At 46.9% G+C, this 17308-nt stretch carries 9 protein-coding genes; 6 read left to right on the top strand and 3 right to left on the bottom strand.

From position 1 onward, the window contains the following. Nucleotides 1-20: 20 nt before the first annotated feature. Nucleotides 21-1709, bottom strand: coding sequence for a hypothetical protein (locus K1Y79_RS09590; protein ID WP_220249802.1), 1689 nt, complete (start codon nucleotides 1707-1709; stop codon nucleotides 21-23). Between the two features lie 292 nt (nucleotides 1710-2001). Here K1Y79_RS09590 and K1Y79_RS09595 point away from each other — a divergent pair, with 292 nt between their 5' ends. Continuing rightward, a complete protein-coding gene (locus K1Y79_RS09595; protein ID WP_220249803.1) occupies nucleotides 2002-2526 on the top strand; it encodes a YciE/YciF ferroxidase family protein in 525 nt (174 codons plus the stop codon). A 69-nt stretch (nucleotides 2527-2595) separates the two neighbouring features. On the opposite strand, the gene K1Y79_RS09600 is transcribed toward K1Y79_RS09595, so the two are convergent. Together K1Y79_RS09600 and K1Y79_RS09605 are read right to left on the bottom strand one after the other, a co-directional pair. Continuing rightward, entirely contained in the window at nucleotides 2596-3060 is a 465-nt protein-coding gene (locus tag K1Y79_RS09600) for a YbhB/YbcL family Raf kinase inhibitor-like protein (protein WP_220249804.1), read from the bottom strand. A gap of 106 nt (nucleotides 3061-3166) precedes the next feature. Continuing rightward, the gene (locus K1Y79_RS09605; protein ID WP_220249805.1) at nucleotides 3167-3628 is read right to left on the bottom strand and encodes an NUDIX domain-containing protein; all 462 of its coding nucleotides are present in this window, start codon (nucleotides 3626-3628) and stop codon (nucleotides 3167-3169) included. Nucleotides 3629-3849: 221 nt separating this feature from the next. Here K1Y79_RS09605 and K1Y79_RS09610 point away from each other — a divergent pair, with 221 nt between their 5' ends. The 5 genes from K1Y79_RS09610 (at nucleotide 3850) to K1Y79_RS09630 (ending at nucleotide 17291) form a co-directional block, all read left to right on the top strand. Further along, nucleotides 3850-5202 carry a right-handed parallel beta-helix repeat-containing protein gene (locus K1Y79_RS09610; protein ID WP_220249806.1) on the top strand — a complete coding sequence of 451 codons (1353 nt, stop codon included), beginning with the start codon at nucleotides 3850-3852 and terminating at the stop codon, nucleotides 5200-5202. A 421-nt stretch (nucleotides 5203-5623) separates the two neighbouring features. Further along, nucleotides 5624-6811, top strand: a complete 1188-nt coding sequence (locus K1Y79_RS09615) for a Gfo/Idh/MocA family protein (RefSeq protein ID WP_220249807.1) — start codon at nucleotides 5624-5626, stop codon at nucleotides 6809-6811. Between the two features lie 44 nt (nucleotides 6812-6855). Continuing rightward, nucleotides 6856-7446, top strand: a complete 591-nt coding sequence (locus K1Y79_RS09620; RefSeq protein ID WP_220249808.1) for a phage tail protein — start codon at nucleotides 6856-6858, stop codon at nucleotides 7444-7446. Nucleotides 7447-7455: 9 nt separating this feature from the next. Next, nucleotides 7456-8619: an ABC transporter substrate-binding protein gene (locus K1Y79_RS09625; protein ID WP_220249809.1), complete on the top strand. Its 1164-nt coding sequence runs from the start codon at nucleotides 7456-7458 to the stop codon at nucleotides 8617-8619. Between the two features lie 11 nt (nucleotides 8620-8630). Continuing rightward, on the top strand, nucleotides 8631-17291 hold the full coding sequence (locus tag K1Y79_RS09630) for an Ig-like domain-containing protein (protein ID WP_220249810.1): 8661 nt from the start codon (nucleotides 8631-8633) through the stop codon (nucleotides 17289-17291). The last annotated feature ends 17 nt before the right edge of the window (nucleotides 17292-17308 follow it).

Below are 17308 nucleotides of genomic sequence, written 5' to 3' on the forward strand. Positions count from 1 at the left end.
AAGGTAGGTGAATCATTTTACTATAACTGGACCCACACAATATAAGCCTTATGATCCCGGCCCTTGCGTTCTACCATCACAGTAGCATACTGCATATCATCATCCCTGAAAGCACTAACTCCCAGCTCACTGAACCGGGCTTCACGCTGATTTGCCGGCTCACCGAATAGATACTGCCTGCGCACTTCTTCACCATCAAAAACAGCCAGCATAGTATTCGTTTCATTCATCGCATATACATCTTTTATCTTCCTGTAATCGTGCTCCTGATTTGCAACATTAGCAGCACGATCATTATAAATAACTACCCCCTTCGCGGGTAGGTACTCATACGAATAAAATCCAGCAATGTCGCCATAATGATAAGGTTTGCGATCACGTAGGCTTACATCCATATAAGGACGGCGATACTGATAGTACATCCCGATCTTTGTATTGACGTGCTGCGACTTCGCGATTGCATAACTGCTTACTTCTCTCCCATCAGCATCCAGCCTAACGATGCCGATCTGTCCCAACCTCGTACGGTAACCTTTCTGCAACGAGGTGATAGCTGTCAGGGAATCAATAGCTGTCAACGGCCCGGAAGTTTTATCATCAACATATATCTCCTCAAATAACAGACTTACACCATTGTCATCATTGATGTAAAAATCCTGTATGAGGCCCCTATAAGCATTACGATACCTGAGGCGGTGTTTTACATATGCATCCAGCTGCGGATGATCTACAAAATATTGCCTGCGCAACTGTAATGAAACAGGATCGAAAACGGTCATCTGCAAAGCATAATCATAAGCAAAAATATGCTGACGCATAATTGCTTTCTCCCTGACACTATTACCATGCACACTGGTCAACAGGTACATTTGTCCTGTATGCTGGTTATATTTCATAGCAGCTGCTGCATCCCAGTAATCCTCCGTACTATCCAGCAAAGCATGCTGGAAACTATCATGCTGTTCCTGCCGCAAGGCAGATAGCATAACAGCAGCTCCTTTCCTCACAAAAGAACCCTCTTTGTACAGGTGAGAAGCCAACGTCACAAACCTGCCACCTTCCACGTACATATCAAGAAATTCTACCCGGCTGAACGGAGCGCCTGTTGCTGTATAAGTAGCCCTGCTAATAATCTGGTGTGCCGGCGTATAGTGCGTCACCCTGATCAGTTCATCCCCGGCCACCTTCTTGTCCTTGTACACCGCCACGGCATAAAATGCTGATGCAGGATCCTTCCGTACATAGTACCTGGGTATAACATTCCTGGCAGGTAATAATACAACTGCCGGTATCTTTCTGCTCTCTACCAGGTCTTCACTTAACAGACCGCCCGTATGTCCATCGAAGATAAACCTATACAAATTCACCTCCCGCCGTACCGTCATTTCCAGAAATACAACAGCCTGCCCGTTCATTTCAAACACGCCTTTCAGATTCGCTTCCGACAGGTCCCTGTTCTTCCATGAACGCACATCGTTATTTACAACTGGTGCTGCATTTCTTAAACTATCATACACGGTCACACTAATGCCCTTTCTATAAGTGAACTGGAAATACAATGTATTCCTGTTACTCATCAGCAACAAACGGCTCGAACTATACTCCGAATCCGTAAAAGCTTTACTACGAGCTACCTCCGGGACCTGTGCAATGGTTACAAATGGCAACAACAGTGTGGAAATTATGGTTAACAACACAGTCATTTGCATAGGTAAGAATTTAGCAAAAGTTACGATTTTCTGAGCGAAAAAACAAGGAAAAATCAGGGGTAAAAATTTTGTTAACTGAACAATCTAACAGTCTCCTTTCTATTGATAATAAATACTTTATACCTGTATATATTACTCTCCCTCCCAACATATTTCAAGTACAGCCTCGAGCTGCCTTTTAACACCAATTTCCAGGTCAAAACCCGATTGTAACGAGGAGTTTGGTAGACAGATTGGATCGGAGTTTGGTGGATAGATATCAGACTAACGAACAACTTAAAAACGTCAGGTTATGCAAATACAATCCAACACGTTTACTAATACAAAACTGGAGCAATTCTTCAGTACTATGTTGCAGGAAATTTACTGGTCAGAACAACACCTGGTAAATGTCCTCTCCACTATGACCGGCGCTGCTACCAACACTGAACTGATTCAAGCCTTTGATCAGCACAGACAGCAAACCGAAGAACATGTAAAGATTGTGGAACAGGTATTCGACCTGCTGGGTATACCCGCCGAAGGCGAACCAAGTATGGGCTTACAAGGCCTGTTTGACGAAGGATGGCAGGTAATCGACGAAACTGATGAAGGTTCTGCGCAACGGGATGTCGCACTGATCATCGCTGCTCAAAAAGTAGAGCACTATGAAATAGCCTGCTACGGTAGCCTGGTGACGCTCGCCAGCACACTAGGTGAAACTGAAGTGGCAGATCTGCTCAGAACAGTTCTGACTGAAGAAAAAGAAACTGATGCACTGCTTACAATTATAGCAGAAAGTAAAATTAATGCCCAGGCAAGTGAGGAACCGGCATAAGTGTAAATGGGTAGTTACAGGCAATGATCACCATATGTGTCATTGCCTGTAATCATTTATAACAACTACTTAAAGCCCTGTCTTTCCATACTTCCCCATCAACACACCTTCGGCAACTATATGCCCTTCCATAGCAGACCTCAACGCTGCCTTATCAGCTCCCCCCTCCAGTTCCAACATCGTATCAAGTGCATACACATTAATAAAATACCGGTGCTGCCCTGACGGCGGACAAGGGCCATAATACCCCGTATTTCCACCTCCATTCTTACCACAGATTCCCGGTACACTGTCACCACCAATCATAGCGCTGGCAGGTGGAATATTCCATACCAACCAATGATCAAATGTACCATTCGGTGCATCCGGATCTTCCATGATGATAACGAGCGATCTTGTTCCGGAGGGGATCTGATCAATCTGCAAAGGTGGATTCACCTCTTCGCCTTCACAGGTGTACTTTGCGGGGATCATTCCTTCATGGTTAAAGGCACTACTCGTGACCTTCAGTGTTATTTTAGTATTATTTTCCATATACCATTAAGTTAAAAAATCAAGCCAGAACGACAATATGTCTATATACTCCAAAGGGGGGTCAACCTGCTACAGGTATTTCATGATAGTGGGGAGGTTGTAGAGACTATTCATCAGTGATCTCTGCGAGTTCGTCAATAAAACTACGCTGCCGCTCAAGTATCTTTTCACGTGCTTCCGCTAAGGTAAACCATCCGCCCCGGTCTATCTCCGGAAAAGACTTCATCTTACCTGACCGCGGCGGCCACTCCATCTCAAAAAGATTACTTATCATCGCTGCCGGATCCATGTCCCCCTCTACTGCCCAGCAACGAACAACCTTATGCCCCTTCTGACGGATAGTGGTCAATGGTATAAAATCGCCTGCAGGGCGATAACCGGTCTCCTCTTCAAACTCCCTGATAGCCGCATGCAGCGGCTCCTCCCCTTCCTCGTATTCCCCCTTGGGTACCGACCAGCTGCCAAGATCTTTCTTCGCCCAGAATGGTCCGCCGGGATGCCCCAGAAAGACCTCCAGCTCACCGCCTCTACGCCGGTACAACAATATGCCTGCACTTTGCTTCGCCATATACGCTTACTATATCAATTCCGGTTCCAGCCGATCGGCTTCGGCCATCATAAAATAAATTCAAACAACGCCTCTCTGCCCATAACATCAACATAACCGCTCCAGCCAACTGCATATCTTACTCATAACTAAGCTTGTAACAAAACGCCCCGCAGAAAGTATAAATTTTTCCTGCGATGGCAACGACATCGGATGAAAAATAGCGCTACCTTAGAAGTCTAATGATCGTAGCAGCCCTTCTGAGTTTGGTAGTTAGTTATACCGCCGGACCAACACTAGCCCCAAACATCAACACGCCCCTCTTCAGCCTGACGGATACATTGTCAGCATCTTCCAGAGAACATGTACTGGTTGCGGACAAGAACGGCCGGCTGGTAATCGATAATAAAAAGAATACTTATCGCCCCGGAGACATCCTCCTGCTAAAAGGTACTTTCAAGTCTGTGCTGATCAGCAATCTGAGTGGTACCGCTCAAAAACCTATTATCATCCGTAACTACAGAAGTACTACAGTGAAAATCGGAGAACCCGGCTGGAATGGCGGCAGCTGGTCTGTTGCCTGCGAATTGAGTAACTGCCACTACATCCGCATCGGTAGTATGTCTGACAGAAATCAGTTTGTTATCAACGGTTCTGTGCAGGCGGCAAGAGAAGCTTACAGGGCACTGCAACTCGGAAATAAAACAGACAATGTTGAAGTCTGTTTCCTGACCATCCAAAATGGTGGTAATGGTATCGTTGCCAAGACAGATCCTGTGAAGGGAGACCCTTCAACTGCCTATCCCAAAACATATATCCGCAATCTTTCCATACATGACCTGACCATCACCGATACGAAGAATGAAGCGATGTATATCGGTCACACTGCCACCTACTGGGATCATACTGTTAATCAGCCGTATTACGGTTCACCCTCAAAGTTTGCAACTGGACACGACTACGTACAACCCATCAAATGGCAGGGTGTAAAGATTTATAACAATCTTATCAAAAACAGTGGACTGGATGGTATTCAGACTGCCGCGATAGACGGACTGGAAATTTACAATAACGAGATAGTTAACTGGGGTACGCAACACAACGCCGCACACAATGGCGGCATCCTCATTGGCGGACGTACGACAAATACCAATACACACGATAACTACGTTCATGACGGCTGGGGGGAATTTTGCCAGTTCTATGGCTCCGGAGAGAACAATGCCACCCATATCATCAGTAATAACCTGTTTATCAATAATCAGAGTGATGGGATCAGCATGCGGGGCACTGATAATGCAATTGTCAGAATTACCAATAATACTGTTGCCGGCACAAAGGGTAATAGCCTGCGCATCAATGGCTATACCGGTATGAAAGGCAAACAGATCGTCAATGCTAATATCTTCATCTCTCCAAATGGAGGCAGGAATATCGGGAACCGGAACTATGTCTACGTAGAAGTAGGAGGAGACGCAACAGAGGGAAGCGGAGATAATGAGAATAAGAAGTTTGCAGATGCAACGGCTGCCGGGGTGAATACCCGGGAATATTACCGGCCGGCACAGGGTAAAGCCGGCTATAGACGAAATTAGTCAGTAGTATGGATCCTGCCTTAAACGGACAGTATTACTTCCAAATTAAGCGCAAAACTGAATATAAAAGAAGAGGGCGTATCAGCTAGCTGGCACGCCCTTTTCTTATTGTTACCCGAAACTCATATCTGCGATTTCTAATTTATAACTGTATAAACAATAATCAACATAAGTACTCCTTACTAACTGATTTCCTTCACATACCGACAAATACTCATCTAAAAAATATTTCCTTTCTAAAAAAAAGAACATATATCTTTGTTCCGCATTTTTTTGTATACGAGGATTTTGACCCTAATCTATTGACAAACCAAAATTTCTAAGAACCAGCGAACGAGAGCGCTTTCTTCTATTATTTGGAACCTACAGACTGTCACGACGGACTGTTGCACTATGACACCCAAAACAGGAATAGTTCCTTATGCATAATACAAGCAGAAGGCATTTTTTAAAGAATGCCGCCATTTTATCCCCTGTACTTACCTTTCTGCCTTCTTATATGACGGCAGGGACAGGTTCCCGCTTACGCACCGGTTTTATTGGTCTTGGCCCCTGGGGACAAGCATATCTCGCTCAGGCACTTCAGCACAGAGATATCGATGTAAGGGCCATTTGCGACACTGATCCGGCCGCTATCCGCTCCGGACTCCGTCTGTTCAATGATGCCGGATACAGCCGCCCGGATGTTTTTGAAGAAAGCTATACCGCACTATTATCCCGGAAGGATATTGATGCTGTAATCATTGCCGCTCCATGGCAACTGCACTACGAAATTGCCAAAGCTGCCATGCTTGCTGGTAAACACGTAGCATGCGGAGCTATAATGGGCAGCACGATACAAGAGCATCAGGACATAGTACGTATCAGCAGACAAACCGGCCGCCAGTATTTTATGCTGGATGAGCATAGTTACCGGACTGACCTGCTGACGGCCACACATATGGCTGCAACAGGCGTATTTGGTACACTGGAATCTGTACATGCAGGCGCACGTCACGATAACCTTTCAACAGCGGGCGGCCAGGTAGCCAATTCTTACCCTGTTTACCCGGCATTAGCTGCCGCCAGAATACTGGGAGTAAACAGTACTAATCCTTACGTTTCTCTGGAAGTAGTTAAGGAAAAACAGAATTATGTGATCAATAGCCCGTTTGCCAAAAACGGCCGTAACACTTTGTTCTTTAAGACAGGAGAGATCAGTACTATCCGCCTGACCACAAAAAAAGGGCAGACTTTATCCCTTCAGATGGAATCGTCATTGGAACAGCCTATTTCAACAGGTTTCCGCATCAATGGAACAAATGGAGCCTGGGTAGACCTGTTCAACAGTATTTACCTCAAAGACCAGCATTCTGCCTCGCAGACATGGGCGGCAGGTAAACCTTATCTTCAGCAATACACACAGCAGGCAGACCTTCCACGTTACAGAAAACCTGCGGCAAACAATGGATATGCAATTGCTCTACAGGAATTTGTTAGCGTAGTTGCCCAGCCGGCCAACCAGGAACTGCCTGTATACGCAGCCGCTGCAAACAGTATGATCGGACCTATGGCCCAGCTGTCTTCTCAAAAAAACGGCGCTGTCATTCACTTCCCTGATTTAACATGACCCACCTTTTTTAATTAGTAAACAAACCAATAAACACTATCAACATGTATGAACCTTTTATCGCAGCCATCGTGCTGTTTGCGGGTAATTTTGGGCCAAGAGGCTGGTATTTATGTATGGGACAGATCATGTCCATCTCTCAGAACACTGCTCTTTTTTCACTCTTAGGAACTAGCTTCGGTGGTAATGGTCAAACCACTTTTGCATTACCGGATCTCAGAGGACGCGCTCCTATCGGAACAGGTCAGGGTCCCGGATTACCTCCTATAAATCTTGGCCAGATCGGTGGTGCACCTACCCATACGCTGATCATTACTGAGATGCCAGCACACAACCACGTGGCTATGCCTAACCTGACAGCAACACCGTCAGCTTCTACTGCTCCTGGTACAAGCAATACTCCTGCTGTAACTATGGTACCTGCTGTACTTCCTTCTATCGGAGGTGGTCCTGCAGCGCAGCAAATCAAAGGTTATGCAGCACAAGATAATACTACCACCCTGGCTCCGGGCGCTGTTACTGGTTCCGTTACCATCGGTATTGCAGGTGGCAGCCAGCCACACAATATTATGCAGCCTTACCTCGGCATGAACTATATCATCGCTGTAGAAGGCGTTTACCCTAGCCGTAACTAACCTTATAATATGCCATCGACACTTTCTATTGGGTTCCTTACTCCCTATTCCGGTGTATATCCCTATTATTCTGCTCATCTTGTTACAGGATGGCTGATTGGTATGGGCCTTGACCCCGCGCGACAGAAAACAGTGAAGTTTACATCTGAGTACACCCATATGGGAAGTGCTGACGCATCTGTTAAGGCCGCACGCAAACTGCTTTTTTTTGACAATGTGGATATTCTCTCCGGTTTGATCAGTTATAAGGTCTCACCGGAGATCATCCCTGTGTTAGAAAATACCAGGCGTCCCGGGTTCTTCTTTGACATGGGCGAGTATGTACCGCACTTTCCTTACCTCAGTCCAGAGGTATTCTATGCCTCCCATCAGCTATGGCAATCACAATTTGCATTAGGCAAATGGGCAAAAGGCAAATTTGGAGATGGCGGGTATGTTATTGCCCCGGCGTACGAAGCAGGATATCACCTGCATAGCGCCTTCAGGGAAGGAGTAGCAGCTGCAGGTGGCACAGCGGTTAAACTGGCTGTATTACCCCATGTATCCGAAAACCCTAAAATGTTTGATCTGACTGACTTTTTCGCATCCCTGGAAAAGGACACGCCAGCGTATGTACACGCCATTTTCGCAGGCAACATGGGAACGCTCTTTTTACAGCAATGGATCCAGAGCGGCTATCACAAAAAGATTCCCTTGCTGATCAATGAAACCATGGCTTATGACGATATACTGGAAGATGTGAAACACATCGATATGGAACTCTATACCTCCATGATGTGGATGCGCGAAGATCAGGGCAAAGCTAATCAGCAGTTTGTTAAGAAGTTTGAGAGTGTCGCTCAGCAGCCTGCCAACATCTTTGCTCTCATGGGATATGAAGCAGGATTAATGTGGCGCGAACTGTTGCCCCATGCGCTAAAAAAGGATTGGGATATGGTAAAACAAAAACTTAGGACAGGCGTTGTCGATGGCCCGAGAGGACCAAAAAACTTCTACCCCGCTTCAGGATTTGCCCTGCCATCAGCTAACATTTTGAAAATCAGTACAACGGGTAATAAAATAAACAAACTTATTCTTGACCAGGGAACAGGTATGCGTTACGACGCGAAGGAATTTGAAACGATTCACAACGAATCGTTGTCAGGTTGGCAAAATCCCTTTCTCTGTATTTAACAGCCTCAATTATGAGTAAAACATTTACAAAATGTATCAGCAGGCTCCTGCTGGTACTTTTCTTCATTTTAGCCGGTCATACAGGCTTCGCTCAATATAATAAGAGCGTACTTGAAACCGGCTATTACTACACGGGACTTGCCCGCAACGGAAGCGGCGATCTCTTTGCCATACGGTATAATAACGTAGCAGGCAAATACCGTGTAGTAAGGTATGTGGGACTTACCGGCTCCCGGCAGGAAATCCCGACCGATCTTGAGAGCGATAATACCTCGTATCCTTATGGTATTGCCGTTAACTCACGCGGAGATATCTTTGTTACAAGCAACGTAAATCCAGGTTGGGAGGTTATTAAACTCACCTACCCATCCTACACACCCAGCAAGATACTTGCAGGCAAATTTATATCAGGATTAGCCGTTGATAAAGACGATAACCTGATCACATTAGAATTTGACGGTAACAGTAACTACATCGTTAGAAAGTATCCGGCAGGCAGCGAAGGCAACAATGGGCTTGGAAGAACACTGTATACCGGTATGCCGCTTCAATCTACATCGCGCTATCCTTCGGGACTTGCTGTAGATTCCCGTAACAACATCTATTTTACTGATTTCCTGGAGAATAGCGGAGGAAAAATTACAAAACTGCGCGCGCCATGGTATACCAGCGATTCTTCTTTCGCTATCGGACGCGCACCGGTGGCACTGGCATTTGATGAATTTGATCGTCTTCATACAATTGAAACCACCAATGCTGCCACTCCGGAGGTAGCATCCATCATCAGATACAATGACTCAAGCTTCACCAGCTCAACCGTTCGGTACAATGCTCTTAATAATGGGCTGGGATCTTATCCCGGCGGTGTTGTACCAATGTCTACCGGTCACATTTTAGCTACCGACGGCGTTGATCAGGAGATTGTAATGCTTACGCCGACGACGACGCAGATAATGGATATCTACAGCAGTTCTCCTAATCCTACCGCAGCCAACCTGATCAACTTCCAGGTTTACTATAGTGGCAGCGTGAGCGGCGTAGGAGCAAATGCATTCTCTCTCGTAACTACGGGAAGTATCACAGATGCATCCATTGCCAGCATCACTGCTATGGCAGAACCTAACCGATATGTGGTAACCGTTAACACTGGTTCAGGTTCTAATTCAGGTACCATTAAACTGGTTGCCAACGCAGGCAGTATCTCTCCGGCTGTTAGCAACGCACCGCAGGAGTCAGAGGAAGTCTTAATTGATAAAGACCCGCCGAGCGGAACTATAGTGGTGAATGGTGGCAACATATATATCAATACGACCACTGTGCCATTGACGCTTACTGCAAGTGATGCAACATCAGGTATCGGCAATATGAGCTTTGCCATTGATGGAGGTTCTTTCAGTACGCCAGAGCCTTTTGCAACAAGTAAGAATGTGACTATTCCGGCAGTTGAAGGTTCTCATACTATTAGCTACCGGGTTTCGGACAGAGCCGGCAATGCGATCTCAATGGGAAGTACTGTTATTTATGACGTTACTCCTCCGGCAGCCCCAACTATCCAGTCCGGCCCTGCTACAGCAACTACTTCCAGTACTGCAACCTTCACGTTCGCAGGCGAAGCCGGTGCAACATTCAGCACGTCATTGGATGGTGGTGGATATGCCAATGCAGGCACACCACTGACCTTTACTGGTATAGCTGATGGCACACATACACTGCTGGTAACACAAACTGACCGGGCAGGTAATACTTCTGCAACTGCAGCAAGCTACACCTGGACTGTTGACAATACTCCTCCGCAGATCACCAGTGTTAGTGTTCCTGCAAATGGATACTACAGGGCAGGAATGTCGCTGGTCTTCAAAGTTAAATATAATGAGGTTGTTAATGTGACCACTGCTGCGGGTACTCCATATATCAATATCATCATCGGTCTGGATGCCGTACAGGTTCCTTACACCGGCGGAACCGGCACTGATGAACTGACGTTCACGTATGTAGTGCAACAAGGTGAGGACGATAATAATGGTATCAGCGTACAGCCAAACGTACAGAATAATAGTGGATTCATCAGAGATGCCGTTGGCAACAACGCTTCCACTGCATTACAAAATGTAGCAACTACAACAGGTGTGTTGGTAAATACTGTCATCCCAACGGTGACCTTGTCTACTACCGCCAATGCCGTAATTAACGCACCGTATACAGTAACCGCTACTTTCAGCGAGGCCGTAACAGGTCTGGTGGCTGCTGACTTCACAGTTACGAATGCAACTGTGTCTAATCTTCAGACTTCAGACAATATTGTCTATACATTGACAGTAACACCTGCTGCCAATGGTACTGTAACGACTACGCTGCCTGCGAATACGGCAAACAACATCGGTGGTAACCCGAACACGGCTTCTAACACCATCAGCCGCACTTTCGATATCACTCCGCCAATAGTTACATCCGTTTCTGTACCGGCAGACGGTTATTACAGAGAAAATGGATCGTTAACCTTCACGGTGAGATTCAACGAAAATATCATTGTAACCACCAGCGGCGGTACACCTACCCTCAGCCTGACTATCGGTTCGGCTACAGTAAATGCTGGTTATGCGGGTACATCAGGTACTGACGGAATTGTATTCAGTTATAGTGTGAATAGTGGCGATGAGGATATGGACGGTATCCAGGTGGGTACAATCAGCCTCAATGGCGCTACCATCAGAGATGCAGCTACCAACAATGCCACCCTGATACTGAACAACGTAGGCAACACTGCAAATGTGAGAGTGAATACTACCAGCGCTACTGTTGCGCTGACTACAGCTGCAGGTGCAAACGTAAATGCTCCGTTTACCGTAACTGCTAAATTCAGCGAAGCAGTAACCGGCGTAGCACTGACCGACTTCAACGTTACTAACGGAACGGCTGCTAATTTGCAGACTGCAGACAATATCGTTTACACGATTACTGTTACTCCGGCCGCACAAGGTAATGTGACCGTTCAGGTACCGGCTAACGCAGCAGTTAACGTTGGAAATAATCCGACACAGGCTTCTAACGTGCTGACTACCTTATATGATAATGTTGCTCCTACCGTAACCGCGGTAAGCGTTCCGGCTAACGGATACTATAATGCCGGTACAAACCTGGACTTCACGGTAACTTTCAGCGAAGATATTACGCTGAATACGACAGGCGGTATTCCTTATATCAATATAACAATTGGTTCGAGTACGCTACAAGCTCGCTACAATACCGCTTCGACTACCAATGGACTCACCTTCCGCTATACTGTTGTGAACGGTGACCAGGATATGAACGGTATCGAGATCGGAGCTTTACAGCTGAACGGCGCAACTATCAGAGATGCTGCTGCAAACAATGCAACACTGACACTGAATGGTGTTGGCGCTACTACGGGCGTGTTCGTTAATACGACTCACCCGACAGTTACTGTAAGCACAACTGCTTCAGCCTTAACCAATGTTGCTCCGATTGTTGCTACGATCACCTTCAGCGAAGCCGTAACAGGACTTGTTGCAGCTGACCTGACAGTGGTAAATGGAACAGCGGCTAACTTACAGACTACCAACAACATCACTTACACCGTAGATATCACTCCTGCCGCTGACGGTACAGTGACGATATCGGTGCCAGCTGATGCTGCTGTAAATATTGGAAACAATGGTAACTCCGCTTCTAATACGCTTACGCGTACTTATGATGCTACTGCGCCGGCGGTTACAGCTGTAGCTGTTCCTGCGAATGGCTATTATAAAGCAGGTCAGGCGTTGAACTTCGTTATTCGCCTGTCTGAAAATATTACTATCAATACTACTGGCGGTTCTCCGGAACTGAATCTGACGATCGGTAGTACGGCGGTAAAAGCTACCTACACAGGGGCAAACGGCACCGACGGACTAAACTTCAGCTATACCATCCTGGATGGCCAGCTGGACATGAACGGTATCGAGATTGGTACACTTGCACTGAACGGCGGAACTATTGCCGACCCAGCTGGAAATAATGCTAATCTTACGCTGAATAATGTTGGCAACACTACCCTGGTAAGAGTCAACACCACTCACCCGACCGTTACAATCAGCACTACTGCTCCTTCACTGACCAATGCAGCATTTACCGCTACTGTTACATTCAGCGAAGCAGTAACTGGTTTCACTGCCGGCGATGTAGCTACTACCAATGCAGCTATCAGCAATGTAACCACTACAGACAATATCACCTACACCATGTTGGTTACGCCAGCTGCGGACGGTGCGGTTAGTCTGAACATACCTGCTGACGCAGCCGTTAACATCGGCGACAACGGCAACAGTGCATCCAACACCCTGAACATGACCTACGATGGTACAAGTCCTGCTGTAACGGCAGTTACTGTGCCTGCAGATGGTTATTACAGAGCAGGTGATGCCATGAACTTCACTGTTACATTCAGTGAAAATATCATACTGAATACAACGGGTGGTAATCCTACCCTCTCCCTCACGATCGGTTCTGCTGCCGTTAATGCGACCTACACAGGTCTTTCCGGTTCAAACGGACTTAACTTCAGCTATACGGTTGTAGATGGTGATCAGGATATGGATGGTATCCAGGTAGGTACGCTGGCACTGAATGGCGCAACTATCAGAGATGCTGCTACCAACAATGCAAACCTGACACTGAACGGCGTAGGTAATACCACCGACGTAAAAGTGAATACGCAGGCTCCTGTGGTAACGCTGACTGCTGCGGCTATTGTGAACGCACCGTTTACAGTAACTGCTACTTTCAGTGAAGCAGTAACCGGTCTTACAGCGAGTGACTTTGCCGTAACCAATGGTACAGCTGCTACTTTACAGACCAGCAACAACATCACATATACTATCACAGTAACACCGGCTGCTGAAGGTAACGTTACCATCAGCTTACCTGCCGATGCAGCTATGAACATTGGCAACAATGGTACGCTGGCGTCTAATACCCTGACTGTCCGATACGATGCTACTGCTCCGGTAGTATCAGCTGTTAGCGTTCCGGCGAATGGTTATTACAAAGCCGGACAGACTTTAGGCTTTACTGTCACTTTCAATGAAGATATCACACTCAATTCCACCGGTGGTAATCCATCCCTCGGTGTGGTGATTGGCACTTCAACAGTACAGGCAGCCTATACAGGTACTTCCGGTACAAATGGCCTTAACTTCAGTTATACGGTGGCTAACGGCGATCAGGATATGAACGGTATAGCAGTAGGTACGCTCACGCTGAATGGTGCAACCATCAGAGATGCAGCCACTAACAACGCTAACCTGAACCTGAACGGTGTGGGTACAACTACGGGTGTATTCGTGAACACGACACATCCTACAGTAACAGTATCTACCAATGCTGCTGCTACTACTAATACTACATTCACTGCTACTATTACCTTCAGCGAAGCCGTAACTGGTTTTGCAGTAACAGATATCACAGTAACAAATGCTACACTCAGCAGCTTCCAGACGACTGACAACATCACCTTTAATGTAGTGGTTACACCAACTGCAGAAGGTAATGTAACGTTGAATGTACCTGCTGATGTGGCAGTGAATATTGGCGATAATGGTAACCAGGCATCAAACACCCTGAGCGTTGGATATGACATTACTGCTCCGGTAGTAACGGCTGTCAGCGTTCCGGCGAATGGTTATTATAAAGCGGGTCAGCAACTGTTGTTCACCGTTACATTCAACGAGAATGTTACCCTGGATATTACAGGTGGCAGACCATCGCTGGGTGTAGTGATAGGTACCTCAACAGTACAGGCGGCATACGCGGCTGCTGCTGGCAGCAATGCATACACCTTCAGTTATACTGTAGCCGATGGCGATATGGATATGAACGGTATTGCTGTTGGTACACTTTCTCTGAATGGTGCAGCTATCAGAGATGCAGCAACCAACAATGCTAACCTCACCCTGAACAACATCGATCCGACCAACAACGTGTTTGTTAATACGACACGTCCGACAGTAACAGTATCTACTGCTGCGGCAGCACGCACCAATGCGCCGTTTACTGCTACGATTATCTTCAGCGAAGCTGTAACAGGTTTAACTGCCGGAGATATCACAGCAACCAACGCAACACTCAGCAACCTGACCACTACAGATAACATTACCTACACCGTGCTGGTTACACCAACCGCGGATGGTACAGTAACTGTACGTGTGCCAGCTGACGCTGCCGTGAATATTGGTGACAATGGCAACCAGGCTTCCAATACCCTGAGTCTTACTTACGATGCTACTGCTCCGGTAGTAACAGCTGTAAGTGTTCCGGCTGATGGTTATTATAAAGCCGGCGATGTACTTAACTTCAGCGTTAAGTTCAGCGAGCAGGTTACCCTGAATACTACAGGTGGTAATCCTTACCTGACCCTCACAATCGGTGCAGCTACCGTGAACGCTGTTTACACTGGCAACGGTGGTACAGACGAACTGGAGTTTGCTTACACCGTAGTAACCGGTGATCAGGATATGGATGGCATCGCGGTAAACAGCCTGTCTCTGAATGGCGCGACCCTGAGAGATGCGGCTACTAATAACGCTAACCTGGCGCTCAATAACATCGGTAATACTACCAATGTAAGAGTGAATACTACCAGCGCTACCGTTACGCTGACTGCCGCAGCTGCTATAGACAATGCTCCGTTTACAGTAACAGCTACTTTTAGTGAAGCAGTAACCGGCCTTACGGCTGCAGACTTCGTTGTAACCAACGGTACCGCTTCAGGTTTACAGACAACAGATAATATCATTTACACAGTAACGATCACTCCGGCTACTGATGGCGCAGTAACGATCCAGTTACCAGCTGCCGCAGCTGTGAACATTGGTAACAATGGCACACAGGTTTCCAATACGCTGACAGTGACCTATGATGCTACCCGTCCGGTAGTAACAAGTGTAACAGTTCCTGCGAACGGTTATTACAAAGAAGGCGACGTACTGAACTTCACCGTTACTTTCAATGAAAATACCGTCCTGAATACTGCAGGAGGTAATCCTTACCTGAACGTAGTGCTGGGTACCGGCACGGTAAGAGCATCCTACACAACGGCAACTGCTACTTCAGTAAGTTTCAGATATGTAGTACGTCCGGGCGATATGGATCTCGACGGTATTGCACTGGGTACGCTTAACCTGAATGGCGCAAGCTTGCAGGATGCAGCTACTAATGATGCAGACCTTACCCTCCGCAACACAGGTAACACAACCGGTGTATTTGTTCACACTGGTTCTCCATCGGTACAGCTGTCTACCACCGCCGGTTCCCGCGTTAATGCTCCGTTCACGGTATCTATCGTGTTCAATGAAGCAGTCAGCGGTCTGACGGCAGACGACTTTACTGTTACCAATGGAACGGCTGCAAACGTGGCTACCACTGACAATATCACCTATACCCTGCAGGTTACACCAGCCGCTGATGGCACCGTAACTATTCAGCTGCCAACCGGCAAAGTGGTAAACGTGGTGAATTATGTTAACACGGCTTCCAACATCCTGACCCTGACTTACGACGCTACAGCTCCTGTAGTGGATGGAGGTCTGGCATTCCAGGCACTGGAACGAAGCGCAGCAGGTACACAGGTAGGTCAGGTTACAGCGACCGATGCTTCCGGTATCTTCCAGAACTGGACAATCGTGACTGATGATTCCAATGGGGCACTGGCAATAGATGCTGATGGTAACCTGACAGTAAATGATCAGGCGAAACTGAATGCGAAAGCAAACAGCACTATCACGCTGACAGTAACTGTCTCCGACGGACTGAACACCAGCGCGGCTGTACCGGTAACTGTAGAAGTACTTGCAGTAAACCAGGCACCTACGCTGAATGCCATCAATAATGTAACCATCTGTCCGGATGCACAACCGCACACTGTTCAGACAACAGGCGCTTCTGCGGTTGAACCGGCACAGACTTACGGCTTCTCTATCCTCACTGACAACCCGGCTAATTTCGATCAACTGAGCATTGACGCGGCAGGTTTAATCACCTATCAGCTGAAAGCCAGCGCTTCAGGTGCATCTACCGTAATTGTCACCATTAAAGACAATGGTGGTGTAGCTAACGGAGGTGTAGATACATTACGCCGTTCCTTCACTATTACTGTAGCTACCCTCGGTCAGGTAGATATCACCAGCGATAAAGGCGCTACCGTCTCCAAAGGAGATGTGGTACGTCTGACAGCAACCGGCGGTACTATCTTCAGATGGAATGACGCAGATGGTATTGTCAGCGGTCAGCAGAGTGAAACATTGACAGTAAGACCAATGGAGAATACCACTTACCGTGTAACTGTAAGTAACGCTGCAGGTTGCAGCAACACTGCTGAGTTTACACTGACGGTAGTGGAAGACTTCAAAGTAGACGCTATCAATATCCTCACACCTAATGGCGACGGCATCAACGATAAATGGTTGATCCGTAACCTGGATAGCTACCCTGATAATGAAGTGAAAGTGTTTGACCGCGCCGGCCGTATGGTATTCGTCCAGAAAAATTACAGCAATAACTGGGATGGTACCATGAATGGTAGTCCGCTGGCAGAAGGCACTTACTACTATATCCTTACGATAGAGGGTGGGGCTAAAACAGCGAAAGGTTACATCACAATTGTCAGAGATAGAAGATAACCGTGTAATAACTATTA

The organism is Chitinophaga rhizophila (assembly GCF_019492185.1).
GTDB classification, from domain to species: domain Bacteria; phylum Bacteroidota; class Bacteroidia; order Chitinophagales; family Chitinophagaceae; genus Chitinophaga; species Chitinophaga rhizophila.

Coding starts and splice junctions, on each gene's coding strand:
- K1Y79_RS09590 (WP_220249802.1), bottom strand. CDS start 1,709: ATGCAAATGACTGTGTTGTTAACCATAATTTCCACACTGTTGTTGCCA.
- K1Y79_RS09595 (WP_220249803.1), top strand. CDS start 2,002: ATGCAAATACAATCCAACACGTTTACTAATACAAAACTGGAGCAATTC.
- K1Y79_RS09600 (WP_220249804.1), bottom strand. CDS start 3,060: ATGGAAAATAATACTAAAATAACACTGAAGGTCACGAGTAGTGCCTTT.
- K1Y79_RS09605 (WP_220249805.1), bottom strand. CDS start 3,628: ATGGCGAAGCAAAGTGCAGGCATATTGTTGTACCGGCGTAGAGGCGGT.
- K1Y79_RS09610 (WP_220249806.1), top strand. CDS start 3,850: ATGATCGTAGCAGCCCTTCTGAGTTTGGTAGTTAGTTATACCGCCGGA.
- K1Y79_RS09615 (WP_220249807.1), top strand. CDS start 5,624: ATGCATAATACAAGCAGAAGGCATTTTTTAAAGAATGCCGCCATTTTA.
- K1Y79_RS09620 (WP_220249808.1), top strand. CDS start 6,856: ATGTATGAACCTTTTATCGCAGCCATCGTGCTGTTTGCGGGTAATTTT.
- K1Y79_RS09625 (WP_220249809.1), top strand. CDS start 7,456: ATGCCATCGACACTTTCTATTGGGTTCCTTACTCCCTATTCCGGTGTA.
- K1Y79_RS09630 (WP_220249810.1), top strand. CDS start 8,631: ATGAGTAAAACATTTACAAAATGTATCAGCAGGCTCCTGCTGGTACTT.